The sequence below is a fragment of the Pseudomonas sp. R11F genome (genome assembly GCF_050312575.1).
Taxonomy (GTDB): domain Bacteria; phylum Pseudomonadota; class Gammaproteobacteria; order Pseudomonadales; family Pseudomonadaceae; genus Aquipseudomonas; species Aquipseudomonas palleroniana.
The window spans coordinates 171,245-198,224 of the sequence record NZ_JBNPJU010000067.1 but is presented as its reverse complement, the minus strand read 5'-3'; the positions used below and the strand labels follow the sequence as shown (position 1 = coordinate 198,224).

The window sequence follows — 26,980 nt, the reverse complement described above, 5'->3', positions numbered from 1 at the left end:
TCATGGAACCGAGAACTGTTGTGCTGTGCCTTGCTTGTTTCTTGTTGCTCGCAACTGGGTTGACCTTCGGCATCAAGTTTCTGAAAAGAAGAAACCTGTTGCTGGCTCTCGAGTGGTTTGTGGTTGCCTTTTCCGCGACAAACTTCCTGATCTTTTATCTAACGGGATCAGAGCATTCGTACCTCATTTCATACTTTTGCGACGCGTTCTCCAGAGCCTTCGGGATACCGATCATCACGGTTCTCGGGCTGATGGCGGTGACGCATGGCTACAAGCCCTCTGTGCGCAAGGAGCTCATGATGTTTACTGCCGCCCTGGTGGGCACATTCGCTTTGATTTCCGCCAATGTTCTGGTCACGCTCCTGGCGTATTTCTACATACTGATGTGGCTGGGGTTTTCGGTCTACCTGGTGTATTTCGCGGTACGGCTGGTAACCGTTGGGGAGTCGCTGCACGCGATCGGAGTGATGCTTGGCATGCTCGCCTCATTGACCATTGCGTGCATCTACGACTTCTACAAGATCCCCGGAGATGCCACCAATGTGCTGCTGAACTTTTATGTGCTTGCGCTGACGACCTGGGCTTATTTGCTGGTGCATTTGTATTACGCGTATTGCGCGCTGGAGCGCTCGAAGGAAACAACGGCGCTTTGGCAGGCTCGCTGAGAAGTCTTTTTTGAGGTACCTGAAGCCGCCGTTCTGGCGGCTTTTTGCATAATACTGGGCAGGGCGGGGGCATCCTTGCCCGAGCAGCATCAGGGGGCGACGTTGGCCAGATAATGCGCCACGGCCTTGATGTCCTCGTCGGACAAGGCGGCCGCCATGGCATTCATGGCTTGCGTCGGATCGGTACGATGGCCACGTTTGAACGCGTTCAGTTGATCGGTCAGATAAAGCTGCCCTTGCCCCGCGATACGCGGAGCCAGCGGGCCGCCGGACAGTCTTTCGCCATGACAGGCGGCACATCCATTGGCGACGACCACTCGCTGGCCTTGCTGGTCAAGCGCATCATCCTTCCCCGAGCCTTCAGTTACGCCTGGTTTCTGTTCGGCGAAATAGCTGGCCAGTCGTTTGATCTGCTCGTTCGTCAGATTTGCCGCCAGCGGCTCCATCTGTGCACTGTGGCGGCGTCCCTCGGCGAACGCGTGTAACTGGTTTTCGATGTATGTCGCGGGCTGCCCCGCAAGCGCTGCATACTGGGCATCCCTGGGCTGGCCGTTAGCGCCATGGCACAGTGCGCAGGTGTCCTGCAACTGTGGCCAGGCACCGCCATTGGCCTGGTATTCAATGTCATGCTGGTCGACGGCATTCATGAAACGATAGCCTGCCCACAGTTCTGGTCCGTAGATCGCTATTGATGCTGCCAAGGCCGTGGTCACGACGATGGCGCCAATCGTTATTGTCCGCTTCATCATGCGTTACTCCCTGGTTGCAGCAACGCCTGCAACGCTTCCATCGCTGCCCGATGTCCGGCGCGGATCGCGCCGTCCATTGCCCCGGCCCAGATTTCCGCGGTCTCGGTACCAGACCAGATCAGGCGGCCAACAGCGGGCGTCAGGTATTCGCCCCATTGAGTCCAGAAACCGGGGGGCATGGGGGAAATGCAACTCAAGGTCCAGGGATCGATCTTGCCCCAGTCCATATCATGGAACTGGATCGGATTCAGGGCTTGTTCTCCCATGGCTTTGGCGTAGATCGCCGACAAGATGTCCTGCGCCGCCCTGGGGTCATGGGGGAGTTGCCCGGTCCTGATGAAGCCGCTGAGCACACCCAGGCTGCCGTCCGCAGGGGAGTTATCAAAGGCCCAGATCAGGGGGCCTTCCACTTGCACAATCTGCCCGTTGAGGCCTTGGTCGCGCCAGAACGGTCGCTCATAGACGTGCACCGTCTTGCGCATTGGCGAGTGGGCCGGCCAATTGCGCTGCAGCGCGGCACGCCCGGAGGGGAGAGGGGGATCGAAGATGATCTGATTGCACAACGCCGGGCTCAAGGCGGCGATCACCTGTCGAGTAAGGATGACCCCCTGATCGGTATGCAATTCGACGACATCACGATCCCAACCGACAATCTTGCGCACCGGGCACGCTAGCCGGACTTTGTCTCCCAGAGCCTGAGCCATCTTCAAACTAAGGGTTTGAGAGCCGCCCGCCAGGCGTGATTCCTGTGCGCCACCTTTGATACCTTCGAGCTTTTCGAGGCGGCAGTCCGAGGAGTTGATCATCGCCAGGTAATGCAGAAGGCCCATACCCGCCGGCGTGGTGCCGAAGGTGAGACTCACGGACATATTGAAGCCGATCTTGTCTATGTTGCTGATGCCTTGCCCGGCCAGCCATTGGCCAATCGAGAGTTTGTCGAGCGCAGCCGCATCCTTGGCTTTCCAGGGCGCTTTGGCGGGGACGCCTTCAGCGAGTTTGTTGAGTTTTCCGACGATTTCAGTATTGGAGTTCGGACCATCGCTGACATCTTCCTGGACTTTTACGGTGTCCATCAGATAAACCGCCTTGCCCTTGTAATACGTGGGGAAGGTTGCGACATCGAGCTGTCTGGCCAGGTCCGCAATCGACGTCTGACCGGGGCCGATCCATTGGCCCCCAGCCTCCGAGATCACGCCATTGCCCAGATCATGGTTAAACGTGCGGCCACCGACACGATCACGGGCCTCAAGGACAACAAACGATTCGCAGCCGGCGGCCTGAAGATCCCTGGCGGATGTAAGCCCGGACAATCCCGCCCCAATGATCACAACATCCAGTATCGAGGATGAGGCCGCGGGTGCCGTTTGAGCCATCGTGCGCCCACTGGCGCCGAGGCCTGCGGTGAGTGCGGCACCTGCAATCGCTTGCAGCAACAATCGCCGCTGTCGTGATTGCCGCGACAGCTCATCGAGATCCGAATCCATCTTCACCTCCGTCTTTTATTTATAATCACAGATGTTATGTGAATATATGACGGAAGAGGACTTCAGCAAAGTGAAATCGAAAAGGTGGCGATAAACAGTGGATTCGAGCGATGAAAGGCGCAGTTACGCAGCGTCCGCTCCACAAATGAAGCGAACCTTGTTGATGTTTGAAGACGGGTAGGGGGTTACCGAGCAGGGCTGATCAGCGTGATGACGGCATCCATCAACGCTTTGCTGCGGTTGGGTTCAAAACGTTCCGGTTCGATGGGTAGCATCATCATCCAGCCATCACTCAGTGCGCTGAGCTGATCCGCGAGTAAATCGGCGGGAAGGTCCTTGCGGATGATGCCTTGGGTTTGCCCCTTGGCCAGAATGGCCGCGAGATTCTCTCGGAATCGCGAGTAACGTTTCTGGATAACGTCGGCAAATACCGGCTCATGCCGTGCGTGGGCGAGCATCTGAAACAAGGCAAGCCAGCGGGCTGAGTCGTTGGCTTGGGTCAGGTTCAACCATTGCTCGATCATTGCCCTGACATCGACTTTCTCCTGATCGGAATCGAGCAAATGGTCGAACTCGTCGAACAGACTCTGTGCAGCAGCCGTGATCATTTCTTCCTTATTGGCAAAGTAATAGGTCACGGCGCCAGTGGTACAGCCAGCATGGCTGGCGACTTTGCGCAAAGAAGTCCCGGCATAGCCCTCCTGGGCGATGACTTCGATGGCGGCGGTCAACAGTTCACCGCGTTTTTCCAGACGATTACCTACCGGGCGCCCCCGACGTGGAGCGTGCGTGGAATCACGTTCAGTGGAATGCTGACTATCCGTGGAGGGCGCTTGGGCATCATGCATGAGAAAAGAGAGTTCCGTTGATTGAAGGCGTTGAGCCGGCAGCGGCTGCGAACGCCATTTTGGCCTGGCACATCGAGCTCATGCAATCGTTCAGATTCGGCCGCTGCCAATCACCGCGACGGCTCGGACCTCCACTCGCAAGCCGGGAATTGCCAGCTGTGAAATGCCGACAGCGGTCCAGGCTGGATAACGCTCACGGAAGTACTCGTCCTTTACCTGTCCAAAGGCATGCACTTCAGCCTGGAGATCCGTATGAAAAGTCATTAACTCGACCACATCGGCCAGGCTTGCGCCCGCAGCCTCGAGGATAGTCCTCAACGACTGAAACGCCAGATGGGATTGTGCCTGGATACCTTCGGCTGGAACCATGGCGGCGTCGATACCAACCTGGCCGGACACCCAGATCATGTTCCCCACACGTGTTGCCTGGGAAAAGTGGAAGTTGTCGTAGATCGCCTGGGTGTGACCAGGGTTGATGGATTGACGTTGCAGGTCTTGAGTGCTCATTTCATTGCTCCTCTTATAGTAATTGGCGGAACGTGGGGTGGCGGAAAGCGTCGCCGGCTTTCAGAGTCGACAATTCCTCATGGAACAGCACGCCCTGCGGCGGATATCCGGAGACGCTTTGCTCTGGAAGTGGATGAAAACTGGCGTCGTCGCCAAAAAAACGGAAGACGAAGGTGTGACGATTCGGGAAGGCTTCATCCACCGGCGCGCCGCCATGGAGTGAACCAGGATGCAGCAGGACGATATCGCCAGGCTCGGTGGCCCACGAAATGATGTCGAATGCCTTGGGGTCGTTTTGGCGCAGAGCCTCAATGTCAGGTAGACGCGGTAATGCATCGCCACCGTGCAAAGGTTGAGTCGGATCATTTGGATCGCGAAACGTGGTGCCGTCGTAGCGCGGCCCTTTGTGTGAACCTCGAATGATCTCCAAAGCGTTTTTCTTAGGGACTGATTCAAAGCTGATCCAGGCATTCGCCCAGTGGTTTCCGGCCCAAGGCAGATACGACGTGTCCTGATGCCAAAGCGTGCGGGATCCGCGCCCACCTGCTTTGAGAAACACTTCTTCGGCGAAGTACCACACATTCTCCGAGTTCCAGAGCTGCGCAAACAGCTCGCCAAAGGGCAGGGTGGTCACCAGCTCTTCGAGGCGGGCCTTGGCGACAGGATTGGCATTGTCGACGTGTGACTGTTGCTCAGTTCCGTCGAACATTCGCGTCGCGTGAGGGCCATGATTCTCGACAGCCCAGTCATAAGCTGCCCGACATTCGGCCAACTGGTCCTTGTTGAGAAAACCTTTGATCAGGACGGCCCCGTCTTCCAGGAACGCCTTTCGCACAGAGGGTTGCATAAGAACTTTCTCCTCGGAAATGCCACTTGGCAATCAGGATCCTAGCAGTCGCACAGATTAAAGACAACGATCGTTATGTTAATTTTGAGCAGCACTGCATGGAGGCTGTGATAGGAGCGCACGTGAATCTTATGAGTCATTGTTGACTCATGAGAGCCTTTGTGGCTTCATGCGCTCATCGGCGACGGAGAGACGGTGTTCGGTAACTGAATGTCTGCGAGCAGAGCCGTAACCAGATTGCTTGGCTGGCCTGATGAAGGGAGGTTTTCGAAACACCTCATGCCTTCCTGCGCCAAACATTATGAGGGGAAACGTATGTCTTCGAGTAAGGCTGTAAGTACCGTGAAAATCTTGATGTCCTCTTCTTTAGATGATGCGAAAAAAAGAGAGCTGACCAGTCTAGTCGCTCGGCTTAGAGAGTTACCTGGATGTCTTTCCTTTGGTCTTCTTCAAAGTAAACGTAATGACGAGCCATGGGTGTTGAATAGTCATTGGGTCAATGACGATTTCATGAGGAGTTATTTTTTTGAAGATGATCTTTCCAGGTTGATTCAAATTTTCGCCGGTCGGTGCAGAGAAATGCGCTTCAACACTCATTTTTGTGACAAGGAGAGCACCAATGAGATTTGATGAGCAGATTCTGCGAAAGATCGACTTGAATTCGTTGCTGACTTTTATGATGGTGTATCAAGAGAAAAGTGTGTCACGTGCAGCCTGCCTGTTAGGTGTTACTCAACCGGCAGTCAGTAATGTACTCCGTGAGTTGCGCAACAGGTTTGAGGATCAGCTGTTCGTTCAGCGTTGCCGGTATATGGAGCCGACGTTCTTGGCTGTGGAAATCGCTGCGCTCCTTGGGCCGGCAATGTATCTCATACAAACATCCTTAGAACTAAGGCTTTCTAATGGTTAAATTGTTTTTATGGGGAGGAGTATTTTTTTCTGCAGTTTTTTGGTACTGGTATTTAACAATAAATATAGGAGGTTAAATGTTGCCATCAGTGACTCCCGATTCGCGGCGACTGGCATTTGAGGCCCGCCGTCTGGCGATAGAAACGCTGGTCAAAATATATCTGGAACAAGTCGATGCGTCACGGAACCTGGTAACTATATACCTTCGCTTGATGTTCACTCTATCCTTGGGTGCGCTCGCAGGCGCGGTGACCCTATATGCCGCCATGCTTCGCTTCAGCGCTGTCAGTAGTCTTGAAGCAATCACGCTGTTAGAGGCAATTTGTGCAGTGCTGACGTTGGGAGTGCTGGTTTCATCTGCGTTCCTGTCTGCGAGAGCCTTACAGCAAAGTGCCGTGGATGCTGCACCCTTTTTGCATAATCCATTCCCAAATGCTGGAACTGTAATTGATTCGATTTTTCAGTCAAATGATCTCGATGAACAACAGATTCTGAATAAGTTGTATTTTGCTATCAACCAGAGCATTGAACATCAGCCCGCTCTCAGGGTGAGTGCGCGCTTGACCACCGCATTATTGATCCTTGGCCTGTTTTTGGCGGGGATATCATTTCTGGTTTGATGGTTGGGTACTGCATTCGATTACATCGTATTTTGCAACTTGAGCCAGTCCAGGCTTGCAGCTGTAGTGCTGGAGGGACGGTATTCACATCCGATCCATCCGGCGTACCCACGCTGCTCCAGAGTCGCAAACAATTCAGCAAAATTTATCAGGCCTGTCCCCGGCTCGTGGCGACCTGGGCAGTCTGCAATCTGCACGTGGACGGTACGCTCATAAAACTGATCCAGAATAGTTGCCGCGTCGCCGGTCAATAACTGTGCATGGTAAAGATCAAGGATCAGTCCAATACTCGGGAAGGTCTCCAGCACCCGTTGCGCCTGGCTGAAATCCGACAGGTAGTACCCCGGGATTTCTTTTGGGCTTATCACTTCAATCAGGGTCCGTATCCCCTGATCTTCAAAATACTTGACTGCATATTCCAGGTTGCTCATGAAGCTGGACGCAGCCGAGACTTGCGTCGTAATCCCAGACATGATGTGCACGTTTGAGCAACGCAACACCTTCGCATACCTGGCGGCCAGGGCTAAACCTGCACGAAACTCTTCTTCCTTGCCTTGCAGCGCCGCAATGCCCTTGGTAACGCCGGCCGGTGCGGCAAATTGGATGAGAGGCAGAGAGTATTGAGTCAGATGTGCGGCTAAGTGACTGGCTTCAAATTCATAAGGAGACGGAAACTCCACCGCCTTGAATCCAGCAGCGGCAGCCGCTTCTATACGCTGGAGAAAAGGCAAATCGTTAAATTGAAAGCCGAGATGAGCATTGAACTTGAGCATTCGGTAAAAAATCCATTTTTGAAAGAGGCAGTCATCGACGTGGACGCTGACCTCAAGAATTCGACAACGAAGTCATCGCAGGCATATTAACGAGATGCCTTCATCACGAAAAATACTATGTTGTGATTTGTATGATCACTAATTGTTATGCTTGGGGTTTCGAGCCGAGTATGACTGTCATGAACCTCAAAGCCTTGATGGGCTGCGTAGAAGTTGCGCGGCAAGGTAGCTTCACCAAAGCCGCCCAGAGCTTGCACATCGCCCAACCCGCGTTGAGCATGGCTATCACGCGCTTGGAGGAGGAGCTGGGCGTGACGCTTTTCAACCGTGCGGCACGACAAGTAACCGTGACGGCTGAAGGAAAAAGCTTTCTTGCACATGTCGAAGTCGCTTTGCTCGAGTTAGACATGGCCCGCCAGGAGTTGCGGGATATGGCGCATTTACACAGTGGTGAGATTCGTCTCGGCGTGCCTCCGATGTTTGGAATCCACTACATTCCGCAAGTGCTGAACGCTTTTGGCACGCGCTATCCAGGCATCGTGATGACGGTGGTTGAAGGCAGTGCGGATGACATCAGCCAGCGCCTGGAAAACCGTGATATCGATGTGGCCCTATTGGAGTCTCGTCGAGTCAAGAGCGGATGGGACTCGGTTCTGCTAGGCACCGACGAGATGGTGTTGTGCATGAGCGATAGCCACCTACTTTCGGGCGAGGCGTTTATCGAGGCCTGGCATCTGCAAGATCAGAAAATGGTGCTGTTTGACCAGACCTTCCTGCAACGCCACCTGTTCGACAGCTTCTGCGACGCTGCAGGAGTCGACTATCGAATAGCCTTGCAAAGCAATTTCGTATCACTGGTCATCAAGGCCACACTGGACGGCATCGGGGCCTCTACGCTGCTGCGCTCCATTCAACAGAGCGTACCCGGCATGGTGGGTATTCCATTCAAACCGGCACAGACCATGAGTTTCAGCCTGTGTTGGCGAGCTAACGAATACTTGTCTGTCGCAAACAAGCGATTCATTGAGTTTGCTCAAACAACGGGTTTTTTCAGCAAAGATCCTGACTAATAGTCGATGGAGGTGCAGTGCCTCTGCTCCTATGTCCCCGCGCATCCGTATTGCCATCGGCCTGTGTCGAGCCGATTGTCGCGAGTGCAGAGATGTATCTGTTTAAGCTCCAGGGGGAGGGGAGGAACATATCGTGCGATAAACGAATCGCAAACATCGCTTTTGGACGATGGAAGCCCGGCCATCTCATAGATGAGGATGAGATTTCAAATTACTGGTTTCGGGATACGGGGTCTGTGCAAACGTGACCTAGGGTTAGTGGCATTGGATATCCAGATACATGATTTAACATAATATACATTATGCGAACCTGCATATACCGATCTGGAGGGCTCTGGTGGTCAGATTTGAAGCCTGACGGCGCCTCCTGCTTTCAGCTTGGCGATGCTGATCACTGCGTGCTTGAATGCCGCCCGACAAAAGTTGCCTCACCTATTGACGGAGAAATTGCATGTGGCTTTGCACAGAATGGAAAATCGACTGGGACGCTGTAGCTGCTGTCGCAACGGCTGCTGCTGCAATCATCGCACTTATTATCTGGAGCTTTGACAAGGCTCAAAGAAAACGTGAACGGGCCGCAAGCGCGAAGCTCCTAGCTCAGATCATGACAACACCGGTTGGAGCTACCCAGATAGAAATCGCAAAATTCAGATGCTATGTGGTGCCTTCTGATAGCGACCAAACATACTTACTGGACGTGCTAAATGATGAACACGCCCGAAAAGATTTGGCTACTCAAGCGTCGAAAATCACCATCGATCTACCATCTCAATTCTTAGATAAAGCTGACATCTTCAGCGAGACAGTCAACAACAGGCTTGCGAATGCATTCTCACAAGTGAACCGTCTAAAAAAGATGTCGAGCCTCCTAGCTGATCTACCAGCCTCGGCGTTAGAAGAAGAAATTTCCCAGCACCTTATGGCGGTTCTCAACCAAATCAAAGAGGCGGAACAAGCCACTGCAGAAGCTTTCCAGGCTCTCTTAAGGGCCGGAAAATCCTCTTAAAGTTTAGGTCTGCCCTACTCCACTCTAATAGCTAAATAATATAACTATGCTAAATGACTATTTAGTCGAGTTATCGAATTGCCCGAAGCCTCCCAGCTATTGTTTGCTCTCGTCTGCCTTGCCCTCCTGCATCTGCACAGAAGACTTGGTTCCACTGGTGTTTTTCTTCGTCGCATTATCGGCATTGTCAAAACACCCATGAAGCATGAATACGCTGCACAAGCCCAAACACAGATGGAGCTTTTTCATGATCGTTCTCCCGTAATCAGTGTGCCCTGCCCCCTGCTTAAGCTGCGGGTTTGAGCACAACTTTCGTCCAGCCATCGTCACGCGCGTCGAAATGCTGGTAGGCCTCTGGCCCTTCAGCAAGTGTGAGGCGATGAGAGATGATCTGCGACGGCTTTGCACGTCCGTGATGGATAAGCTCGGCCAAACGACGATTGTAGGCTTTGACGTTGGCCTGCCCGGTCCGGATCTGCTGGCCCTTGAACCAGAATGCACCGAAATCGAAGGCCATCTTGCCCTCCTTCGCCAGCTCATTTTTTGCCCCTGGGTCTTGCGGTACGAATACGCCGACGACGCCGATTCCGCCAGTCGCCTTGGTCGAGGCCACAAGATTATTCATGGTCAGGTGATTGGCTTCATGACCGTGGCGGTCGCAGCATTGATAACCGACGCACTCACAACCACGATCGGTACCTTTGCCCTGGGTCAGGTTCAATATCTGATCCACGGCTTCTTTTTCCAGCGCGTTGATCGGCGTTGCGCCCATCTGGGCCGCCAGCTTCAAGCGATCAGGGTGATTGTCGACCACGAACACCTGGGACGCGCCCTTGATCATGGCTGAGTGCGCGGCCATCAAGCCCACCGGGCCGGCGCCGTAGATGGCAATGCTTTCGCCCGGCAACAGGCCGGCTAATTCAGTGGCGTGCCAGCCTGTCGGGAAGATATCGGAGAGCATGACGTAATCTTCTTCGCGCTCTTGCGCATCTTCGGGTAACACCAGGCAGTTGAAATCACCATACGGCACCCGCAGCAATTCTGCCTGGCCGCCCTGATAAGGCCCCATGTCGGCGAACCCATAGGCAGCGCCCGCAGTGCCCGGATTAGCCGTCAGGCAGAACCCGGTCAGGCCTTTTTCACAGTTTTCACAGAACCCGCAGCCAATATTGAAAGGCAAGCACACCCGGTCACCGACCTTGACCCGATCTACACCGGAGCCAATTTCAATGACCTCCCCCAGGTTCTCGTGGCCAAACACCCTTCCCGTCTCAAAGGAAGTCCGGCCTTCATACATGTGAAGATCAGATCCGCAGATATTGGTGGTGGTGACTCGCACCAGAATATCGGTGGGTTTCTCGATTTTGGCATCCGGAACATTTTGCACGCTGACGTCACGAGGGCCGTTATAAACGATGGCTTTCATTGCGTTCTCCCAGGGGCAAGACGAAAAGAGTTTTCGTCAGCACATGTTTAATCTGTCCGAGAGAGCAATTCGTATGTTCAAGAAAATCGCATCAAGTCTGACGAGCGGTGCTTTGGATGAACGCTCAAAAAATCTGAATTATTCCTCATCGAGTCTCTCTGTTCCTGTTTGGGCGGCCTTCCCTGCTTTCACCTCTGGAGCTGATAAAACGAGGAACTCCTATGTCGAACGCTATGGACACGACGCAGCAGCCGATCACAATTGAATACCTGCTAGACACGCTGTTCGGGGTCAACACACTCACTACCGAGTGCCTGGCGCAGAAGATCGACAAGGCGCCCGGCTTCCAGCTACGGCTCGCCCCGCCATGGCCGTCGCAGCTGAAACACGCCCATAGCATTGCCTTTGAATGGCACGGCAGCGCCTGCCGTGGCGTGGTACAGCACGCCGAGCCACTGCCCAGCGGCGATCTGCTGTTGGATATCGAGCCGCAACCTCGGTAGCGTTTTGAGGCCGAGCACGCCCTGATGGAAAAACTGGTGCACACCTACGGCAAGACTTGGCACACCTGGCATACCGATCTCGATAAACGCCTGCCACTGGGCGTGCCTCAGTTGATGATGGGGTTTACCGCCGAAGGCCAGGCCGACCCGCGCATGGTTGCCGAACGCGATCAGCGTATGCGTATCGACAGCGCCGAAAAGAAGCGCGCTCGCGCCGACATTACTGCGCCTCCCATCGCCCCCGGTGCGGACGCATGGCGTCAGGGCGATGTTATCCAGATCACCGACCCGACGTTGAAGGCCCATCAACACTGATAGCACCACTCGTGCATTTGGATGGAACGATCATCGCCGCCCCCTTCTCTACCGCAACACCCCAACTCGGGGGCAGCGGCCCCCCCCTTTTACGAGGTAACCCAGCATGTCTTACGACTTCCAAGGTACTGCCAGCGTGATAACTGCCTCGCGCCATCTGGGGACACCCTCGGATGAATGCCTGAATGAATCGGTCGAGATCCAACTGACCAGCAGTGGCAAGCCGACCGTTGCGCGGTTGAACTTCGATAGCCCATTGGAGTGGCCGGGGCACCCCAACTTTGTCACCGTCAACCTGCCCGACGGCACCTCTGTCAGCGGCGTTATCGCCGAGATCGAGCGGCCCGCAGATGCAGGCGGTTGGGTAACTTTCACAGTGGATGACTGAGCATCGTGAGGTGATCGGGTCACCTATCGAATTGTTGGACAATTCTTTTGAATTTTTTTTGACGTCAAATATCTGTACTTCATGAGCATAGGGAGGCCTCATGAAACACAACGATCTATTCACCATTGACTATCAGCTTCACGGCGAACCGAAGTCTTTCATCGTACGGGCGGCGCAAATGAACAATGCCGAGGCTTGGCATTGGGCCAGTTGCGATGCAGGGGTAGCTATCATCCCCAGATTTGGTCGGCAAGCCCTCAAGCGAGTCTCCAAACCCATGGCGGAGAAATACGGCATCAGCGACGTACGCTGGAGTACTGCGCAGCAGATTCAATGGGCGGAGGCTTGACATGATCAGCCAGACACTGGGTTACACCAGCACACAAGAGCGTGAGGACGAGGTCGAGCGCAACAACCAGATGTTTTTCGAAGCCGATCGACTGGATGCGCAAGCCTATAAAATCATTGAGTCGTACAGCGGTGATGCACAGACATGGGCGCGCTTCACCGAAGCCAAGCGGCTCGCGGATGCGCAGCGGACCGCGGCCTATCGAGAATGGATGCGTATCCACCGGGCGCGGCGCAAATAACCGTCAGCCCTAGCGATTTCAAGGCCCCTGATTCGGTTTTTTAAAGGTCTGCCTGAGACAACACCGCCCTGGTCGAGGTTTGCCTCTCCAGGGCGGTGTTCATTCAGAGAATCGGTTTGCCCCCCGTCACGCCGTAGCGTTCGCCGGAGATATAACTGCCCTCGTCCGATGCCAGCAGTACATAGATGGGCGCCACTTCGACCGGTTGACCGGGGCGTCCCAGCGGTGTGTTGCCGCCGAAGTTTTTCACCTGATCCTCAGTCATGGTCGACACGATCAACGGCGTCCAGATGGGTCCGGGAGCCACGCTGTTAACGCGAATACCGCGCTCGCCGAGCATTTGCGCCAGGCCCGCGGTGAAGTTGGCGATCGCGCCTTTGCTCGCGGCATACGGCAACAACGTGGGGTTGGGCATGTCGGAATTGACCGAGCTGGTGTTGATGATCGAGCTGCCTTCGGCCATGTGCGGCAACGCGGCCTTACATATGCGGAACATCGCGGTGACGTTGACGTTGAAGGTTTTCAGCCAGTCCTCGTCGGGAATGTCTTCCAGCGATTGGTAGGTCATCTGGAAGGCTGCATTGTTGACCAGCACATCGATACGCCCGAACTTCTCCACGGTATCGTTGACGATCGCCGTGCACTGCTGCGCGTTGCCCAAGTCGCCGGGCAACAGCAGGCATTGCCGCCCCGCCGCCTCGACCCAGCGTGCGGTCTCCTTGGCGTCTTCATGCTCGTCCAGGTAAGAAACCGCCACATCCGCGCCTTCACGGGCGAACGCGATGGCCACCGCACGGCCGATGCCGCTGTCGGCGCCCGTGACCAAGGCGATTTTGTTGGCGAGCCGGCCTGAGCCTTTGTAGGTCTGTTCACCACAATCGGGCATCGGGTCCATCTTGCGCTGTTCACCGGGCACCGGCTGTTGCTGGGTTTTGAACGGTGGTGTTGGATAGTGATTCATCGTGTTTTCTCCAGTCGTGATTAATGTTGCGAGGGTGCGTCGGGAGGGGAAGTTCAGATGGATGTGCGGTTAATCGGATAACCGTGCCGCACGAGAGCAACCCGTGGCGAGGGGCTGGTTCCCTCGCCACAGGGCCTGGGTCAGAACTCGGGCTTGGGCTGCAACCCCATGCCCAGATCGGCGCCGGTGATCGGGTCGCTGAGGGGGTCTGACACCGTGCGGATTTTCATCGCAGCCAGCACGGCTTCGTCTGCCTCGTCCAGCTGCACACTGGCCGTTCCATCGCCACCGTCGACCGCCGGTTGAGGGGCCTCGACGAATTCCCAATCGTCGCCCTGGTTCCATGGGCCGCGCACACTTTCCGCACCTTGCGACATGTTGTAATAGACCTGTGCGAACTCAGGCTTGCCGGGTAACTTGCCTTGGGGAAAGTTCGGCTGGATCGCATGCAAGGCCTTTTCAAAGGAAATCTGGTGGGCGATTTCGCGCGTCATCAAAAAGCCCAGCGCATCCTTGACGCCTGGGTCGTCGGTGACGTTCATCAATCGCTCGTAGACGATCTTGGCGCGGGCTTCCGCGGCGATATTGGAGCGCATGTCGGCCGTGGGCTCGCCGATGGTGTCAACGTAGGCGGCGCTCCATGGCACCCCGGCGCTGTTGATCAGCGGCGCACCGGCACCGTACAAGAGGCTGGTGATGTGGGAATCATTGCCGGCACCGTTCAGCGAGCGGTACAACTCACCCTCCTCCTCCACGCCTTCCGCCAGGCGACCTTTGGCCCCCTTGTTGAGCATGACGATGATCGAGCCGACGATTTCCAGGTGGCTGAGTTCTTCAGTGGCGATGTCCATCAACAAGTCTTTACGCCCTGGGTCGTCTTCCGACAGGGCTTGGGTGAAATAGCGGGAGGCCGCTGCCAACTCGCCTTGGGCGCCGCCAAACTGCTCGAGTAAAAGGTTCGCCAGGCCCGGGTTGGGCTCGGCGACGCGTACGGTGTATTGAAGTCGCTTGTTATGTAGAAACATGAACAAATCTCCTCAGCTCAGGAAGGGGGCGGCGCCCGTTGCGGACACTCGCCCTACCTTCATGTGAAGCAACCGCCGGTTGAATAATTTCAAAATAAACCCCGGCGCTGCGACCAGCGGTCAAGCGCCGAGCTTCAAGCGAAGCGGCGTTCTAGAGCGCTCGCGTTCAATCGGCGCGGTGCTTTTGCGGCGCAGGCACGGTGTCGATCCCAGGCGTGCCATTGGGCGGCAACGCGGCCTCGCGGGCCTCGCGGGCCTTGCCGGAGTTGGGCATCTTCAGCGCAGGTGTCGTCGGGATGGTCCCAGTCAGTCGTGGCGTTGGGATCTTCGTTGCGCCCCGCCGTTCCCAGGACGCAACCGTCCTCATTCGGTGCAGGCGATTCTTCAAACGGTTGGTCTTGGCCATTGGATGAGTCGTGGTTCATGGCAAGCGTCTCCTGTGTGCGCGTATGAACTCATTTGGAATCTTGCGAAAGTTTCAAGTGCCACGCGAAGGACGAACGGCCGTAAGTTATCGATAGGCTGCAATGATTAAGTAGCCATTACCGGTAACACCTCTGTTTCGTCCCTGCAAAACTTATACGAAGCGGCAAGCGAAGATCATTTTTGTATAAGTTTTCAGTATTAATCGCCGTTCGTCGCCACACCCCGAAATTTGTAAAACGTTTTTCCATCGCCCGATATCGGAGTAAATGTCCGTTGCGAAACGGGCAACTAACGAAGCGCCAACTTAGTGACTGGAGAATTATCATGACTACAGGTAATAAAAACTCGGGTAACTTTGCCAATGACCGCGAAAAGGCTTCCGAAGCCGGGAAAAAAGGCGGCCAATCGTCAGGTGGCAATTTTGCCAATGATCGCGAAAAAGCCTCTGAAGCCGGGCGCAAGGGCGGCCAACAGAGCCACGGCGGTGGCCGTAAATCGGGTTCTTGAGTGACCGTGCATGGGGGCGGCTTTGCCGCCCCTTCGGTTTCGGTCTGGCATAGTCTTCACCGAGGCCTCACGCTATATTGCGCAAGGCATAAGCGGCTTGGGCACCTTACTGCTATTTAAATGATCGACATGCTGATTTGTTTTTATAATTGGTTTTAGTGCATTCATTTAGTTCGGTGGGCAGCACGCTTGAGTGACTGTGCTCGCGCTTGTGTTTCAACTTTAAATATCGCGACCTAAGACTGGTTATTGCATATTTCCGTGTGCTTTGTGCCGATAAGTAACCTGATCAATTTTCGTCTTATAAGCGCTGGCAACTTTCTTCCAACAACAGATCAACCACCGCTTGCCCGCGTTGCAAGGCAGACGCGCCCGGCGCATCGAAGGCACGTAGCTGACGCTCGGCACTGGTGCCGTCGCGCAGCATTTGCCGTATCTGCTCGAACACGCCCTCCTCGCCCACCGCACGGGCGGTATCGCCCCATTCTTGCTGCGCCAGCACCAGCCATTGTTCAAGCGATACGGGCTCTGTGTCCGGCGCCAGTACAAAGCGCGCATGGCGGCCCCAGCGTCGCGCTTGAATGCGGTTTTCCTTGAGCAACCAATGCCGCTCCAGGCTGTACTGGCTGCCGGGGGCCGGTAGCTGGCAGGCGTGTTTGATCATCACCCGGAACAGCCCGGCCAAGGCCAGCGCATCGCTCAAGCGCGGGCACGCATCGGTCATGCGCAACTCCAGCGTCGGGTAGCTCGACGAGGGTCGGCAACCCCACCACACATTCGCGTCAGCGGCCAACGCCCCGCTACGCTTCAACATATTCAGGTAGCGCTCGAAGCTCGGCTCATCCGGCAGATATTCAGGAATGCCCATGCGTGGCCATTCATCGCAGACCACCTGCCGATAACTGCAATAGCCGTTGGGCTGGCCCTGCCACAACGGTGAGGAAACGCTGAGGGCCAACAACATCGGCAACCCAGGCAGCACCTCGTTCAACACGGCGATGCGATCCACCCCCACCGGGATCTCTGCATGGACATGCAGCCCACTGAGCACGCTGCGCTGCGCGACGCTCTGGAACTCCTCGAACAAGCGTTGGAAATGCGCCTGGGGCGTAGCGCGTTGCGCCTGCCAATCGGCCAACGGGTGCGCGCCGCTGCATATGAAGCCCAGCCCATGCTCGGCCAGTGCCTGACTCAACTCGCGGCGCACCCGGCCAAGGTAAGCCGCAGCCTCTGGGGTGTCGGTAAACACCGGCGATGCGACCTCGACCTGGCCCTGGAACATCTCATAGGAAAAGCCCTCGCCAATCGCCTCGCGGCACACCGCGAGCACTTCGGCTGACGGTTCGGCGAGCATGCGCCGGCTGTGCAAATCGGTGAGGAAATATTCTTCTTCGATGCCGAAGCGCTGTGCGCGATCCATGGGCACTCAGCTCAGCCGAGTCACAGTGAGCACCACCGCAGCGATGCGGTCGACGCGCTCATAGCCCGGCTGCTCCAGCTCTTCGCCGAACACATCGGGGTCAAGCTCCTCGTAGGTCCAGCCAAACTCATCGCCGGTCAGCATGGCGCGAGCGGCTTCAAGAAACACATCACGCCCCTCCACCATTGCCACGCCGGTGTAGAGCAGCAAGGTGCCGTCGCGCTCCAGGCGGGGCAAGGCTTCACGCAGGATGCGCAGCGACAACGCCTCGCCCAGCTCACCGCCGCCATGGCGATAGGCGCGCTGCTGGCTGTCCTTCATATAGGGTGGGTTGGCGAGGATCAGATCAAAGCGGCCGTCGAGGCTGTCGAGCACATCACTGTGGTACACGCTGACGTTCGGCACCTCGGCCAATTCGGCGTTGACCGCACTCAGGCGCAGCGCCTTCGGGTTGATGTCCACCGCGAACACTTCCGCCTCAGGACGGGCACGCGCCACCATCAAGGCAGCGGCGCCTGAACCGCAGCCGATGTCCACGGCCCGGCGAATCGGCGCGAAGCGTTGGCGCAGGCAGGCGTCAATCACACGGGCAAAACGGTAAGTGTCGGGGCCGAAAAATACCGAATCGGCCTCCTCGGTCGGAAACGCCGAATGCGCCAGCAACAAAGGCCCCAGGCTCGACCAACGCACCGTACTGCGCCAACGGCCGTGCGCCTTGACGATAACTCTCGCCTGTTGCAGCTCCTGCAGCTCGGCTGCCTCGAATACCTGCGTATCGAAGGGCCGCGACCAACCGAAAATCCCGCGCAGGTCGCTGGCCGGTGCATTGTCCCACCGGGCAATGACGCGCTGGTGAGTCAGAGGCGTGGGCGTGATGAAGTGATAGTCCTCGGCCTGCAAACGGCGGCCCAGGCGCAACAGCGCCCGGTCAGCCTGTGCTTGAGCCGATGACACAGGGGGTGTTGAACACAACAGCGAGTCGACCATGGTCAGGCTTCCTTGTCGATCAGCGCAGGCTCGCGCGCAATTCAATAAAGCGCCGGGTCGCATACAAACCGGCGGGACGATGATGGCGGTGAGGCGCCAGCCACGGTAACAACAGGCCCAACTGCCGCTCGCCGTTATGCCGGGCCAGGGCCTGGCGCAAGGCGCAGGTTTCAGGGTCATCCGGCGTAGGCTCGTGGGTGCCTGACGACACCGGCCGCACCGGGCGTGGGCGTGCAATCGCGCTGGCGTCGCGCCAATCTCCGGCGATCCAGTCGCGCAGCAGTTGTTTTTCATAGCCGCTGAAGACGCCGAACATCGCAGCGCCCGCGCCCTCGATCAACTGCCAGAAACGACTGTCTTCGGGGGACTGGTTTCGCTTGATCCAACCCTTATTCTCAAGGGCCTGCAAGAACCCGCGCACTTGGCCGGGCTGGGCTAGCCATTGGTTGACGGTCTTGCCTTCAAAGCGGCAGTAGTCCGAATGCATGTGCTGGGCAAACGGCCGCTTGCGTTCAAGCATGGCCACCAGCTCGTGTTCGAGGTCGAACGCCTGGATCACCGCGGTAGTGCCCAGCCCCAGATCGTTCAACTGATAACCACGGCGTACCCGCTGCCAATATTCGGTCGCATCCATGCCGTTCGGCATCAACCCCAGCACCGCCTGCACGGCGCGTCGGGCATGACCGCTGCTGGCGTTGTCGATGGTGACATGCAGGCTGAAATAATAGGGGTCGATGCCCAGTTCCTTGAGTTCATAGGCGCAGATCAACAGGTGCAACGGCAGCTGCTCGTAACCCAGGTTGTAGCCCAGGATCTCCGGCATGTGCGATGCGGCGCTCTGCCCCAGGGCCAACTGAATGGCGCCTTGGTGAAAGTGCTGATCCTGCCAGCCGAAATCGCCGTCACAGTCTTGCTCGGCCAGCAGGCGTTGGTAAATCGACACATGGTTTTGTGCCAGTTCCCCATCGCCGAGTTCTTCCAGGTAGGTGGTCACAAGCCCGTCATAGCGGTAATCCTGCCAATGGCTGAGTACCCCGTAGAGCCAGGCACCATCGACTTGTTTAGTCGGCGCCACGCACTGCAGGAAGTACAGGGCATGGGCTTTGTTCTGGAAATAGCGTCGGCCGCCGCCTTGCTGCCGCTCTTGCAAATACTGCGCATATTGCTCGGCCACAGCGGTGCAATTGAGTTCGACCCAACTCATCAGTTGGTCGGGCGACGCGGGCAATGAAGTGTCTTCAGTGGTGCTGACCTGAGCCAGCTGCGCCTGCAGAAAATCTGCCGCCGATTGCGCGGCCCCCGTGTCCCAATCGGTGAGCAGGCGTTGGTACTCACTGCGCAACGGGCCTTCATGCTGCCACTGAGATGCACTTTGCAGGGTTTGAAAGACAGTCATAAGCGGTCCATCCACAATTTTTTATTCAGGTCTCGGCGGATGCCAATACCTGGTACGCGACGCCTTTGGGCGCTTCTATAAGGAGAGAGCCGCCCCCTGCTCAATAATTCCATCGGTGTGCACCAAGGTCTGACCAAGGGCGCAGGGGTCAAGGCTTCAAGCGTTTTTCGTCTTCCGGGCCCGGTGTCACCCGTGCGCCGTAACCGTTTGAATCCGCGTTGCCCTCACCACCCTCCCGGGACACGCGTTCGTCATCGGTGAGCCCCTGGCCGACGTCTTTTTCCGGCAGCTGTTCAGGGGAGTCGGTTCCGGCTTGAGTGGGAGTGGATTGCGCCTGCATCGGCATGGCCTCCTCGGCTGGCTGGTAATCAACCCTTGCTGTGTTCGGGCGAGGACGGCCCCTTGGTGACGCCGCGCGGGCCGGCAATGGCCCATATTGCCGCGCCTAAAAACGGCAACAGCACCACAATCGCGGTCCAGCCTGCCTTGCGCCCCGAGGGGTCGTCACTGCGCCAGACGCTGTTGATGATCCATAAATCGAGGAGTATGAGAACGACGGCCAAGCCTATCCAAAAGTAAGTGGTTTGCATGGGGACACCTCCGGGTTATGCAGCGTTAGGTCATGCATAAACTGGCAGGGTTCATTATTTTTAAACGCCGTCGTTCACACTAAGCGAAGCGGCTACATGCTATTAGTTTAATATCGCACGCTTGAAAAAGTTATACGAAGCGGTGTGATTTAAATCGTTTTGTATAAGTTTTAAGCCGCTCTTTACCGTTTATCGGCATTTCCGGAAATTATCAAAACGATTGCCAACGCAGGCTTATCCGAATAGATGTTCGCTGCATCAAGGTGCAACTAGCGAAACGACAACTCATTGTGGAGATCTATCATGACTACCAGCAATAAGAACCCTGGAAATTTCGCCAACGATCATGAAAAGGCTGCCGAAGCCGGCAAAAAAGGCGGCCAGGCGTCTGGCGGCAACTTTGCCAATGATCGTGAAAAAGCCTCTGAGGCTGGCCGTAAAGGTGGCCAGAACAGCCATGGCGGCGGGCGCAAGTCGTAAGTGACCCAAACGGGGGGCGGCCTGGGCTGCCCCTTCATTTCAAGCTGGAGAACACACCATGCATGCGGCACCCGAGCCTCAGCGACACGCCCCTCAACCAGCGACCGCCCGTGAAACGCGAGCGGTAGACGCCGCCAAGACACTGCCGACCCCCCCGAATTGTTATGAGCGGATGGAAACTGTCGAGCATGCGGAAGCCACTGTCCGCTCCTCACAGACACCTCCCATCTGTGAACGAACTCCGTAGCAGTGCTGGTTATTCATCAACGGTAGCCATCCCTGACTCAGAGGTGCCTTATGCCTTTGCATATCATCAACTTCACAGGCCCGGTCAACGCGTCGACCTGCAGCCAACTCATCGAAAAATCGTCATTGGCTGTCCAGCAGAACGCGACCGGCTTGATCGTGAACATCGCGACCATGGGCGGTGAGTGCAGTTATGGCTTCACGATGTACAACTTTTTACTGGCCCTGCCGATTCCGGTGCATACGCACAACCTGGGCACCGTGGAATCGATGGGCAATATCATTTTCCTGGCGGGCGAACGCAGAACGGCGTGCGAGCACAGCAAGTTCCTGTTCCATCCGTTTCATTGGCATGTACAGGGCGCCGTGGATCATTCGCGCATGTCGGAGTACGCCATGAGCCTGGACTATGACTTGCAGTTGTATGCGCGCATCGTTGCGCAGCGAACCGCGCAGGCCATTGAAAAGCTGGACACCGAAAACTACTTGATCGCCGCCCCGCGCATTCTTGATCCACATCAGGCGCTGGCCAGCGGCCTCATCCATGCAATCGAATTGCCCGTCATCCCGGCGGAATGTGTATGCAGCTTCATTCATTCCTAGCCAGGCAACCCTAGCCAGGCAACCCTAGCCAGGCAACGAAGGCCCTATCAAGAAACGCGAAGGAAAGCCGCTTCGAACTCAGAACACTTTCTGACTTGATGACAACATTCAGAAGGAGCTCACATGAAAAACACGTTATATATTATCGAGTATGAACTTCATCACGCCCCTAAATCTTTCATAATAAGAAGTGAAGCCATGACCAATGAAGAGGCGTGGCACTGGGCATGTTGCGATGCAGGGATAGGTATCATCCCCAAGTCGCGCAACGATAAGATCAAACGCATAAGCAAACCGCTCGCTGAACGTTATGGGCTTGAAAATGTGAGATGGCGTCCCTCAGGGAATATTCCATTTGTCGCACAACCCTATACGCCGCCTCCGCCCGAATAAACATGGCGTTCTAATACTGATATCAAGTCCATAAAAAACAGCCCGCACTCAGTGCGGGCCAATCACGCTCGATGTTTACCCAAAGTTGTGCCCTTCACCCCCTCTCCCCGGCCCACGCACGATCGTAGAAATAAGGCAGGCATTTGAGTGCGTACTCCGCAGCGTACATCTGCACCTGCTCGCGCGAGCCGATAAAACGCTCCTTTCGACTGAACAGGCACAAACCCTGCGGGGCCCGATAAGCCCAGGCAAAGCAGATCGTTCCGGCCGGGATACCATCGACGTCATCCGGGCCCAGGATGCCAGTCGTTGCAACGGCCACGTCAGCGGCGCTATCGCACAACGCACCTTGGGCCATTTCCCTGGCCACCTCGCAACTGGTCAAGTTGAACGTTTCGATGGTGTACGGACGCACCTTCAGCAGCCGCTGTTTTGCTTCGGGCGAATAGACAATGTAGCCACTGTCTATGAACGATCCGCTCCCTTCAATCTGCGAAAGCAGCGTGATGATCTTGCCGGCGGTGCAGGATTCAGCGGTGGTGATCACTAAACCCTTGGATTCCAGGAACTGGACAGTTGAAGTGGCGATGCTCATTCCGGCCCCTCTGCCTATGGACTGTGTCGTACATAAAAATGACTGGGCCGTTGGGGCAGTTGTTCCAAATTTCTCTGCGGGAGTGATTATGAACTCACGCCACTTCGCGGCACTCGGATTAAAAGCCATGTGAATAAAGGGAGGATGGACGCAATGCGCAACCTCAAGATCGCCACGTTCAACGTCAACGGCATAGGGACGCGACTGCCCAACCTCCTGCAGTGGCTTGAAAAAGAACGCCCCGACATTGTGTGCCTGCAGGAGCTGAAGGCCCAGGACAAGGCTTTCCCGGCAAGCGATCTGGAGGCAGCGGGCTATGGCTCATTGCATCATGGTCAAGCTGCGTGGAACGGCGTGGCCATTCTGGCGCGCGACTCCGAGCCCCTGTTGATTCATAAAGGCTTGCCCGGCGCGCAGGACGACTCGCAGTCTCGCTACCTAGAAGCGGCTGTGCATGGGGTTGTCGTCGGGTGCCTGTACCTGCCCAACGGAAACCCGCAGCCAGGTCCCAAATTCGATTACAAGCTCAAGTGGTTCGAGCATCTGATTGCGCATGCCGAAACGCTGCAAGCCAGCGAACACCCGGTGGTGCTGGCGGGCGACTACAACGTCGTCCCCACCGACCTGGATATCTACAACCCCCGCTCCTGGCTCAAGGATGCGCTCCTTCAACCAGAAAGCCGCGAATGCTTTCAAAGGTTGCTGAGCCAGGGTTGGATCGACTCGCTGAGACACTTGTACCCGCAAGAGCGTGTGTACACGTTCTGGGATTATTTCCGCCAGCATTGGCAAAAGAACTCCGGTTTGCGCATTGACCACCTGCTGCTGAACCCGGTGCTCGCCCCTCACCTCAAGAACGCCGGCGTGGACGCATGGGTCCGAGGTGAAGAGCACCCCAGCGACCACGCGCCGACCTGGATCGAGATCTCAGCCGGCGTACAGAAGCGGCGCACCGTCGCGCAAAAGAAGCGCGCAGCTAAACCGGCAGCATCCAAACCCGCCGAGAAACCGTCCACGTCACCGGCCAAACCGGGACAACCAGAGTTGGCCAATGCGCGGCCCAGCGCTCTCCCGGAAAGTCTGAAACCGGAACTGGCCACGCTGGTGGATTCAGCCCCTGAGGGGGATTGGCGCTATGAAGTCAAATTCGACGGTTACCGCATCATGGCGCGGGTGGACAAGGGCAAGGTGCGGTTGTTTACCCGCAACGGCCATGACTGGACGCACAAGCTGCCTCGCCAGGCCGAAGCCATTGCCGGCCTGGCCTTGAAGTCCGCGTGGCTGGATGGCGAAATCGTGGTTGCCAACGCGCAAGGCGTTCCCGATTTCCAGGCCCTGCAAAATGCCTTTGAGCTGGGCCGCGACGGCAATATTGTCTACTACCTCTTCGACATGCCCTTTCTCGACGGCATGGACTTGCGCGAGGTGCCCGTCGAACAGCGCCGGGAAGCCTTGTCCGGGATACTGGCGCGCAATGAAGATGAGGCTCTCAGGTATTCGCAAGACTTCGCCGAAACACCGCAGGCGTTGCTGGACAGCGCATGCGAGATGCAAATGGAGGGTGTTATCGGCAAACGTGTTGGCAGTGCCTACGTGTCACGCCGCAGCGGCGACTGGATCAAGCTCAAATGCAAACGCCGGCAGGAATTTGTGGTTATCGGCTACACCGAGCCGAAAGGCTCGCGCAGTAAATTCGGAGCGCTACTGCTGGGGCTGCACGACATCGATAGCGGTGAGCTCAAATACGCAGGAAAGGTTGGCACCGGCTTCAACCAGACCTCACTGAATACGATCTACGCACAATTAACCCCCCTCGAAGTCAAGCAGCCGGCAGTCGTCAACCCTCCCAAGGGCTTTGAAGCCAAGGACGTGCACTGGCTGAAGCCTGTGCTACTGGCCGAGGTCATCTTTGCCGAGATCACCCAGGAAGGTTCCGTACGCCAAGCCGTATTCCAGGGCCTGCGCAACGATAAACCCGCGCAGTCGATCATCGAAGAGCGCCCGGCCCATGCCGCTGAAGTGGAGAAAAAGCCGACCCGAAAACAGGCGACCACGGCGAAAGCCAAAGGTAAAGCCGGCGACGATGCATCAACCACCATTCGGCTCACCCATCCGCAACGAGTGATTGACCCCAGCAGCGGCGCAACCAAACGTGACCTGGTGGACTACTGCATCGCCGTCTCTGACTGGCTTCTACCGCAGTTACTCAATCGCCCCGTCGCGCTGGTGCGCGCGCCGGACGGCATCGGCGCAGAGCTGTTTTTCCAGAAAAACCCGCAGCGTCTGGCAATCCCCGGCATCGAAATCATCGGCAAGGCAGAGACCGGCCACCCTGTCATGTTGATCAACAACCTGGAAGCGCTGATCGGCGCCGTGCAGATGAGCACGATTGAACTGCATACCTGGAACGCCGTTTCCAAAGATCTGCATCGCCCCGACCGGTTTATTCTCGACCTTGACCCCGACCCGGCCCTGCCATGGAAAAGCATGGTCGAGGCCACCCAGCTGACCCTAACGGTACTGGACGAGTTGGGGCTCAAATCGTTCCTGAAAACCAGCGGCGGCAAGGGTATCCACATTGTAGTGCCGTTGACGCCGAAAGCCGACTGGGACACGGTCAAAAGTTTCAGCCATGCGATTGTCAAACATATCGCCAACCTGCTTCCCGACCGGTTCTCGGCAGTTTCCGGGCCGAAGAACCGGGTGGGACGGATTTTCATCGACTACCTGCGCAATGGCCTGGGTGCGACCACGATAAGCGCCTATTCACCGCGTAGCCGCGAGGGCTTGCCGGTGTCGGTGCCGATCTTCAGAGAGGAACTCAAAGAGATCAAGGGCGCCAACGCGTGGAACCTCCACAACCTCCCTCAACGCCTGGAGACACTCAAAGTTGATCCGTGGGCGGATATGCCGGGAACCCGACAGACCATCACAGCGCAGATGCGTAAACGCATCGGGCTCAAGTAGCTCTTCCTCATCACCGGCAAGCAAAACGCCCGGCGATGCCAGGCGTTTTGCTTGTTTATAGCTGAAACCGGTCCACCGACTGCGACAGCTTGCCCGCCAGGCTCGACAACTCGTCTGTCGTCGAGGCGGTTTCGCCGATGACCCGGCTGTTGTTTTGCGACATACCCGCGATCATCTCCACCTGATGAGCGATTTCATTGCTGGCCAGGCTCTGTTCACTGATGGTGCGGGAAATATCCGTCACCAATTCAGTGGTGTTCAGCGTCGCCTGCAGGATCTCTCGGATCGCCCGCTCCACATCGGCGGTCACTGCCATGCCTTTATCCACCTGGGCAACACCCTCCTCCATGCTCATCACCGCTTCGCGGGTGCTTTGCTGGATTCGCCCGACCATGCTGGCGATTTCCTGGGTGGATGCGCTGGTGCGCCCGGCGAGGCTGCGCACTTCATCGGCGACCACCGCAAAACCACGCCCTTGCTCTCCCGCCCGGGCGGCTTCAATGGCGGCGTTCAGGGCCAGCAGGTTGGTCTGGTCGGCAATACCCTTGATCACTTGGATGATGCTGTAGATCGCTTCGGAGTCTTTATCCAGCGTACGGATCACTTGCGCCGACTGCTGCGCGGAGCGCGCAATACCGTCCATGTCAGTCACCACCTGGTGAATCACCTGGCCACCGTCCTTGGCCAGGCTCTGCGCCTGATTGGCCATACTCAAGGCACGCTCGGAATGCCGGGTGATTTCCTCGATGCTGGCGGTCATTTCACTCGCAGCGGCCGCCATGGTGCTGGCGGCGGAGCTTTGTTGCTGGCTGCTGTCGGCCACTTCATGGCAACCCTGGCTCAGTTGCTCGCTCATGCCGTTGACGCCGTGGGCGTTGCTGCGCACCACTTCGATCATGCCGCGCAAGTCGCGCTGCATGATCGCCAGACTCCGGATCAATGAGCTGGCTTCGTCCTTGCGCTGGGGCTCGACGATCGGTTCGCTAAGGTTGCCTTGAGCAATGCTTGCGGCAATGCGGCTGGCAGCGCGCAAGGGCGCCATGATACTCAACGCGACCCAGCGGCCCTGGGCCAATAACAGCAACAGGCTGGCGATCAGCACGACCGCCAGGGTGAGGTTGGCGTTATGGATGGTCTGCTGCGTGCCGACGCTGGTTTGCTGGGTGTTGGTTTCAATCTGCTCGCTCAGCGTCGCCATCTGATCTTCAAGCTGGCTGAAGATGCTATTGAAGGTCGCCAGTTCCCCGCGTGCGGCCTCGGGGTTGTCCAAGGCCAGCGCCACTATGCGCTCTCCTGCGCTGATGTAGGTGTCCAGGGTAGGTTTGATTTTTTCCAGATTAACCCTGAGCGCATCGTCCAACGGCAACTTGAGGTTGTCGCTCAACACTTGCCGAAAGTGTTCGGCATGCTCTTTGATCGACGCATTGACTTCGGCCGCGGTGCTGGTGCTTTTCCCCAGGCCCACCAGCATGGCCGACAACACGTCGGCGCGCAGGGCGTCGTGCATCATGTCGGCTTCCATGTGGTTACGCAGCACCGTCATGCTCATCTCGTTGTCCTGCACGGCCGCGGCCATCCGGGTATTCCCCAGGTAACTGGCCAGGCTCATGATCAACGCAGTGAGCAGTCCGGTCGCAATCAATAGCACCAAGCGCAATTTGATCGTCATGCAGATATCCCCATA

General features: G+C 56.8%; 31 protein-coding genes and 3 pseudogenes. 16 read left to right on the top strand and 18 right to left on the bottom strand.

Annotated elements, in window-relative coordinates:
• Positions 1-2 precede the first annotated feature (2 nt).
• A complete protein-coding gene (locus ACQRBV_RS21530; RefSeq protein ID WP_411984136.1) occupies positions 3-665 on the top strand; it encodes a hypothetical protein in 663 nt (220 codons plus the stop codon).
• 89 nt (positions 666-754) lie between these two features.
• On the opposite strand, the gene ACQRBV_RS21525 is transcribed toward ACQRBV_RS21530, so the two are convergent.
• The 5 genes from ACQRBV_RS21525 to ACQRBV_RS21505 form a co-directional block, all read right to left on the bottom strand.
• Positions 755-1,411 (bottom strand): c-type cytochrome, encoded by a 657-nt coding sequence (locus tag ACQRBV_RS21525; protein ID WP_411984408.1) that lies wholly within the window; start codon positions 1,409-1,411, stop codon positions 755-757.
• Complete coding sequence (locus ACQRBV_RS21520) at positions 1,411-2,898, bottom strand: flavin monoamine oxidase family protein (RefSeq protein ID WP_411984137.1); 1,488 nt, start codon at positions 2,896-2,898, stop codon at positions 1,411-1,413. Before ACQRBV_RS21520 ends, ACQRBV_RS21525 begins: the two co-directional genes overlap by 1 nt.
• Positions 2,899-3,083: 185 nt before the next feature.
• Positions 3,084-3,746 (bottom strand): TetR/AcrR family transcriptional regulator, encoded by a 663-nt coding sequence (locus tag ACQRBV_RS21515; RefSeq protein WP_411984138.1) that lies wholly within the window; start codon positions 3,744-3,746, stop codon positions 3,084-3,086.
• Positions 3,747-3,836: 90 nt separating this feature from the next.
• Positions 3,837-4,253 (bottom strand): RidA family protein, encoded by a 417-nt coding sequence (locus ACQRBV_RS21510; protein ID WP_411984139.1) that lies wholly within the window; start codon positions 4,251-4,253, stop codon positions 3,837-3,839.
• A 13-nt stretch (positions 4,254-4,266) separates the two neighbouring features.
• The gene (locus ACQRBV_RS21505) at positions 4,267-5,100 is read right to left on the bottom strand and encodes a phytanoyl-CoA dioxygenase family protein (protein WP_411984140.1); all 834 of its coding nucleotides are present in this window, start codon (positions 5,098-5,100) and stop codon (positions 4,267-4,269) included.
• Between the two features lie 210 nt (positions 5,101-5,310).
• Here ACQRBV_RS21505 and ACQRBV_RS21500 point away from each other — a divergent pair, with 210 nt between their 5' ends.
• From ACQRBV_RS21500 to ACQRBV_RS21490, 3 genes are all read left to right on the top strand, one after another.
• Positions 5,311-5,730, top strand: coding sequence for an antibiotic biosynthesis monooxygenase (locus tag ACQRBV_RS21500; RefSeq protein WP_427877929.1), 420 nt, complete (start codon positions 5,311-5,313; stop codon positions 5,728-5,730).
• Positions 5,720-6,010 (top strand): LysR family transcriptional regulator, encoded by a 291-nt coding sequence (locus ACQRBV_RS21495; RefSeq protein WP_161548070.1) that lies wholly within the window; start codon positions 5,720-5,722, stop codon positions 6,008-6,010. The genes ACQRBV_RS21500 and ACQRBV_RS21495 overlap by 11 nt, the downstream gene beginning before the upstream one ends.
• 76 nt (positions 6,011-6,086) lie before the next feature.
• Positions 6,087-6,629: a hypothetical protein gene (locus tag ACQRBV_RS21490; protein ID WP_205343848.1), complete on the top strand. Its 543-nt coding sequence runs from the start codon at positions 6,087-6,089 to the stop codon at positions 6,627-6,629.
• A gap of 20 nt (positions 6,630-6,649) precedes the next feature.
• On the opposite strand, the gene ACQRBV_RS21485 is transcribed toward ACQRBV_RS21490, so the two are convergent.
• Positions 6,650-7,402 (bottom strand): hydroxypyruvate isomerase family protein, encoded by a 753-nt coding sequence (locus ACQRBV_RS21485; protein ID WP_411984141.1) that lies wholly within the window; start codon positions 7,400-7,402, stop codon positions 6,650-6,652.
• Positions 7,403-7,581: 179 nt separating this feature from the next.
• Here ACQRBV_RS21485 and ACQRBV_RS21480 point away from each other — a divergent pair, with 179 nt between their 5' ends.
• Both ACQRBV_RS21480 and ACQRBV_RS21475 read left to right on the top strand, forming a co-directional pair.
• Positions 7,582-8,472 carry a LysR family transcriptional regulator gene (locus ACQRBV_RS21480; protein WP_411984142.1) on the top strand — a complete coding sequence of 297 codons (891 nt, stop codon included), beginning with the start codon at positions 7,582-7,584 and terminating at the stop codon, positions 8,470-8,472.
• 451 nt (positions 8,473-8,923) lie between these two features.
• On the top strand, positions 8,924-9,478 hold the full coding sequence (locus ACQRBV_RS21475; protein WP_411984143.1) for a hypothetical protein: 555 nt from the start codon (positions 8,924-8,926) through the stop codon (positions 9,476-9,478).
• Between the two features lie 96 nt (positions 9,479-9,574).
• On the opposite strand, the gene ACQRBV_RS21470 is transcribed toward ACQRBV_RS21475, so the two are convergent.
• Together ACQRBV_RS21470 and ACQRBV_RS21465 are read right to left on the bottom strand one after the other, a co-directional pair.
• Positions 9,575-9,727 carry a hypothetical protein gene (locus tag ACQRBV_RS21470; RefSeq protein ID WP_411984144.1) on the bottom strand — a complete coding sequence of 51 codons (153 nt, stop codon included), beginning with the start codon at positions 9,725-9,727 and terminating at the stop codon, positions 9,575-9,577.
• A 37-nt stretch (positions 9,728-9,764) separates the two neighbouring features.
• On the bottom strand, positions 9,765-10,904 hold the full coding sequence (locus ACQRBV_RS21465; RefSeq protein ID WP_198761321.1) for a glutathione-independent formaldehyde dehydrogenase: 1,140 nt from the start codon (positions 10,902-10,904) through the stop codon (positions 9,765-9,767).
• A 221-nt stretch (positions 10,905-11,125) separates the two neighbouring features.
• Between ACQRBV_RS21465 and ACQRBV_RS21460 the strand changes: the two genes are divergently transcribed.
• The 5 genes and pseudogenes from ACQRBV_RS21460 (at position 11,126) to ACQRBV_RS21440 (ending at position 12,700) form a co-directional block, all read left to right on the top strand.
• Complete coding sequence (locus ACQRBV_RS21460) at positions 11,126-11,407, top strand: hypothetical protein (RefSeq protein WP_411984145.1); 282 nt, start codon at positions 11,126-11,128, stop codon at positions 11,405-11,407.
• A 9-nt stretch (positions 11,408-11,416) separates the two neighbouring features.
• A pseudogene (locus ACQRBV_RS21455) lies at positions 11,417-11,722 on the top strand (DUF1264 domain-containing protein); the annotation flags it as partial.
• A gap of 106 nt (positions 11,723-11,828) precedes the next feature.
• Positions 11,829-12,110: a hypothetical protein gene (locus ACQRBV_RS21450; RefSeq protein ID WP_161548052.1), complete on the top strand. Its 282-nt coding sequence runs from the start codon at positions 11,829-11,831 to the stop codon at positions 12,108-12,110.
• Positions 12,111-12,210: 100 nt separating this feature from the next.
• Positions 12,211-12,459: a DUF6555 family protein gene (locus tag ACQRBV_RS21445; RefSeq protein WP_060753038.1), complete on the top strand. Its 249-nt coding sequence runs from the start codon at positions 12,211-12,213 to the stop codon at positions 12,457-12,459.
• 1 nt (position 12,460) lies between these two features.
• The gene (locus ACQRBV_RS21440) at positions 12,461-12,700 is read left to right on the top strand and encodes a hypothetical protein (RefSeq protein WP_060753037.1); all 240 of its coding nucleotides are present in this window, start codon (positions 12,461-12,463) and stop codon (positions 12,698-12,700) included.
• A 103-nt stretch (positions 12,701-12,803) separates the two neighbouring features.
• On the opposite strand, the gene ACQRBV_RS21435 is transcribed toward ACQRBV_RS21440, so the two are convergent.
• Together ACQRBV_RS21435 and ACQRBV_RS21430 are read right to left on the bottom strand one after the other, a co-directional pair.
• Positions 12,804-13,661, bottom strand: a complete 858-nt coding sequence (locus tag ACQRBV_RS21435; protein WP_411984146.1) for an SDR family oxidoreductase — start codon at positions 13,659-13,661, stop codon at positions 12,804-12,806.
• Positions 13,662-13,801: 140 nt separating this feature from the next.
• A complete protein-coding gene (locus ACQRBV_RS21430) occupies positions 13,802-14,686 on the bottom strand; it encodes a manganese catalase family protein (RefSeq protein WP_411984147.1) in 885 nt (294 codons plus the stop codon).
• A 750-nt stretch (positions 14,687-15,436) separates the two neighbouring features.
• Between ACQRBV_RS21430 and ACQRBV_RS21425 the strand changes: the two genes are divergently transcribed.
• Positions 15,437-15,619, top strand: coding sequence for a general stress protein (locus ACQRBV_RS21425; protein WP_060753033.1), 183 nt, complete (start codon positions 15,437-15,439; stop codon positions 15,617-15,619).
• A 301-nt stretch (positions 15,620-15,920) separates the two neighbouring features.
• Here ACQRBV_RS21425 and ACQRBV_RS21420 read toward each other — a convergent pair whose 3' ends face one another.
• The 5 genes from ACQRBV_RS21420 to ACQRBV_RS21400 all read right to left on the bottom strand — a co-directional run bounded on the left by ACQRBV_RS21420 (position 15,921) and on the right by ACQRBV_RS21400 (position 20,012).
• The gene (locus tag ACQRBV_RS21420; protein ID WP_411984148.1) at positions 15,921-17,039 is read right to left on the bottom strand and encodes a carboxylate-amine ligase; all 1,119 of its coding nucleotides are present in this window, start codon (positions 17,037-17,039) and stop codon (positions 15,921-15,923) included.
• A 6-nt stretch (positions 17,040-17,045) separates the two neighbouring features.
• Positions 17,046-18,026, bottom strand: coding sequence for a methyltransferase (locus ACQRBV_RS21415; protein ID WP_411984149.1), 981 nt, complete (start codon positions 18,024-18,026; stop codon positions 17,046-17,048).
• A 19-nt stretch (positions 18,027-18,045) separates the two neighbouring features.
• A complete protein-coding gene (locus tag ACQRBV_RS21410; RefSeq protein ID WP_411984150.1) occupies positions 18,046-19,422 on the bottom strand; it encodes an iron-containing redox enzyme family protein in 1,377 nt (458 codons plus the stop codon).
• A gap of 148 nt (positions 19,423-19,570) precedes the next feature.
• Positions 19,571-19,762, bottom strand: coding sequence for a hypothetical protein (locus ACQRBV_RS21405; protein WP_411984151.1), 192 nt, complete (start codon positions 19,760-19,762; stop codon positions 19,571-19,573).
• 28 nt (positions 19,763-19,790) lie between these two features.
• Positions 19,791-20,012 (bottom strand): PLD nuclease N-terminal domain-containing protein, encoded by a 222-nt coding sequence (locus ACQRBV_RS21400; protein ID WP_060753029.1) that lies wholly within the window; start codon positions 20,010-20,012, stop codon positions 19,791-19,793.
• A 327-nt stretch (positions 20,013-20,339) separates the two neighbouring features.
• Here ACQRBV_RS21400 and ACQRBV_RS21395 point away from each other — a divergent pair.
• The 3 genes and pseudogenes from ACQRBV_RS21395 to ACQRBV_RS21385 form a co-directional block, all read left to right on the top strand.
• A pseudogene (locus ACQRBV_RS21395) lies at positions 20,340-20,492 on the top strand (general stress protein); the annotation flags it as partial.
• Positions 20,493-20,789: 297 nt separating this feature from the next.
• Positions 20,790-21,341 (top strand): ATP-dependent Clp protease proteolytic subunit, encoded by a 552-nt coding sequence (locus tag ACQRBV_RS21390; protein ID WP_060753027.1) that lies wholly within the window; start codon positions 20,790-20,792, stop codon positions 21,339-21,341.
• Positions 21,342-21,464: 123 nt separating this feature from the next.
• A complete protein-coding gene (locus tag ACQRBV_RS21385) occupies positions 21,465-21,734 on the top strand; it encodes a DUF6555 family protein (protein WP_244383466.1) in 270 nt (89 codons plus the stop codon).
• Between the two features lie 94 nt (positions 21,735-21,828).
• Here the strand turns inward: ACQRBV_RS21385 and ACQRBV_RS21380 are convergent, their stop codons facing one another.
• The gene (locus ACQRBV_RS21380) at positions 21,829-22,329 is read right to left on the bottom strand and encodes a CinA family protein (protein WP_104993819.1); all 501 of its coding nucleotides are present in this window, start codon (positions 22,327-22,329) and stop codon (positions 21,829-21,831) included.
• Between the two features lie 153 nt (positions 22,330-22,482).
• Here ACQRBV_RS21380 and ligD point away from each other — a divergent pair, with 153 nt between their 5' ends.
• Positions 22,483-25,296, top strand: a complete 2,814-nt coding sequence (gene ligD / locus ACQRBV_RS21375; protein WP_411984152.1) for a DNA ligase D — start codon at positions 22,483-22,485, stop codon at positions 25,294-25,296.
• 55 nt (positions 25,297-25,351) lie between these two features.
• On the opposite strand, the gene ACQRBV_RS21370 is transcribed toward ligD, so the two are convergent.
• Positions 25,352-26,077, bottom strand: coding sequence for a methyl-accepting chemotaxis protein (locus ACQRBV_RS21370; protein WP_412458295.1), 726 nt, complete (start codon positions 26,075-26,077; stop codon positions 25,352-25,354).
• 132 nt (positions 26,078-26,209) lie between these two features.
• Positions 26,210-26,965, bottom strand: a pseudogene (locus tag ACQRBV_RS21365) (HAMP domain-containing protein); the annotation flags it as partial.
• Between the last annotated feature and the right edge of the window lie 15 nt (positions 26,966-26,980).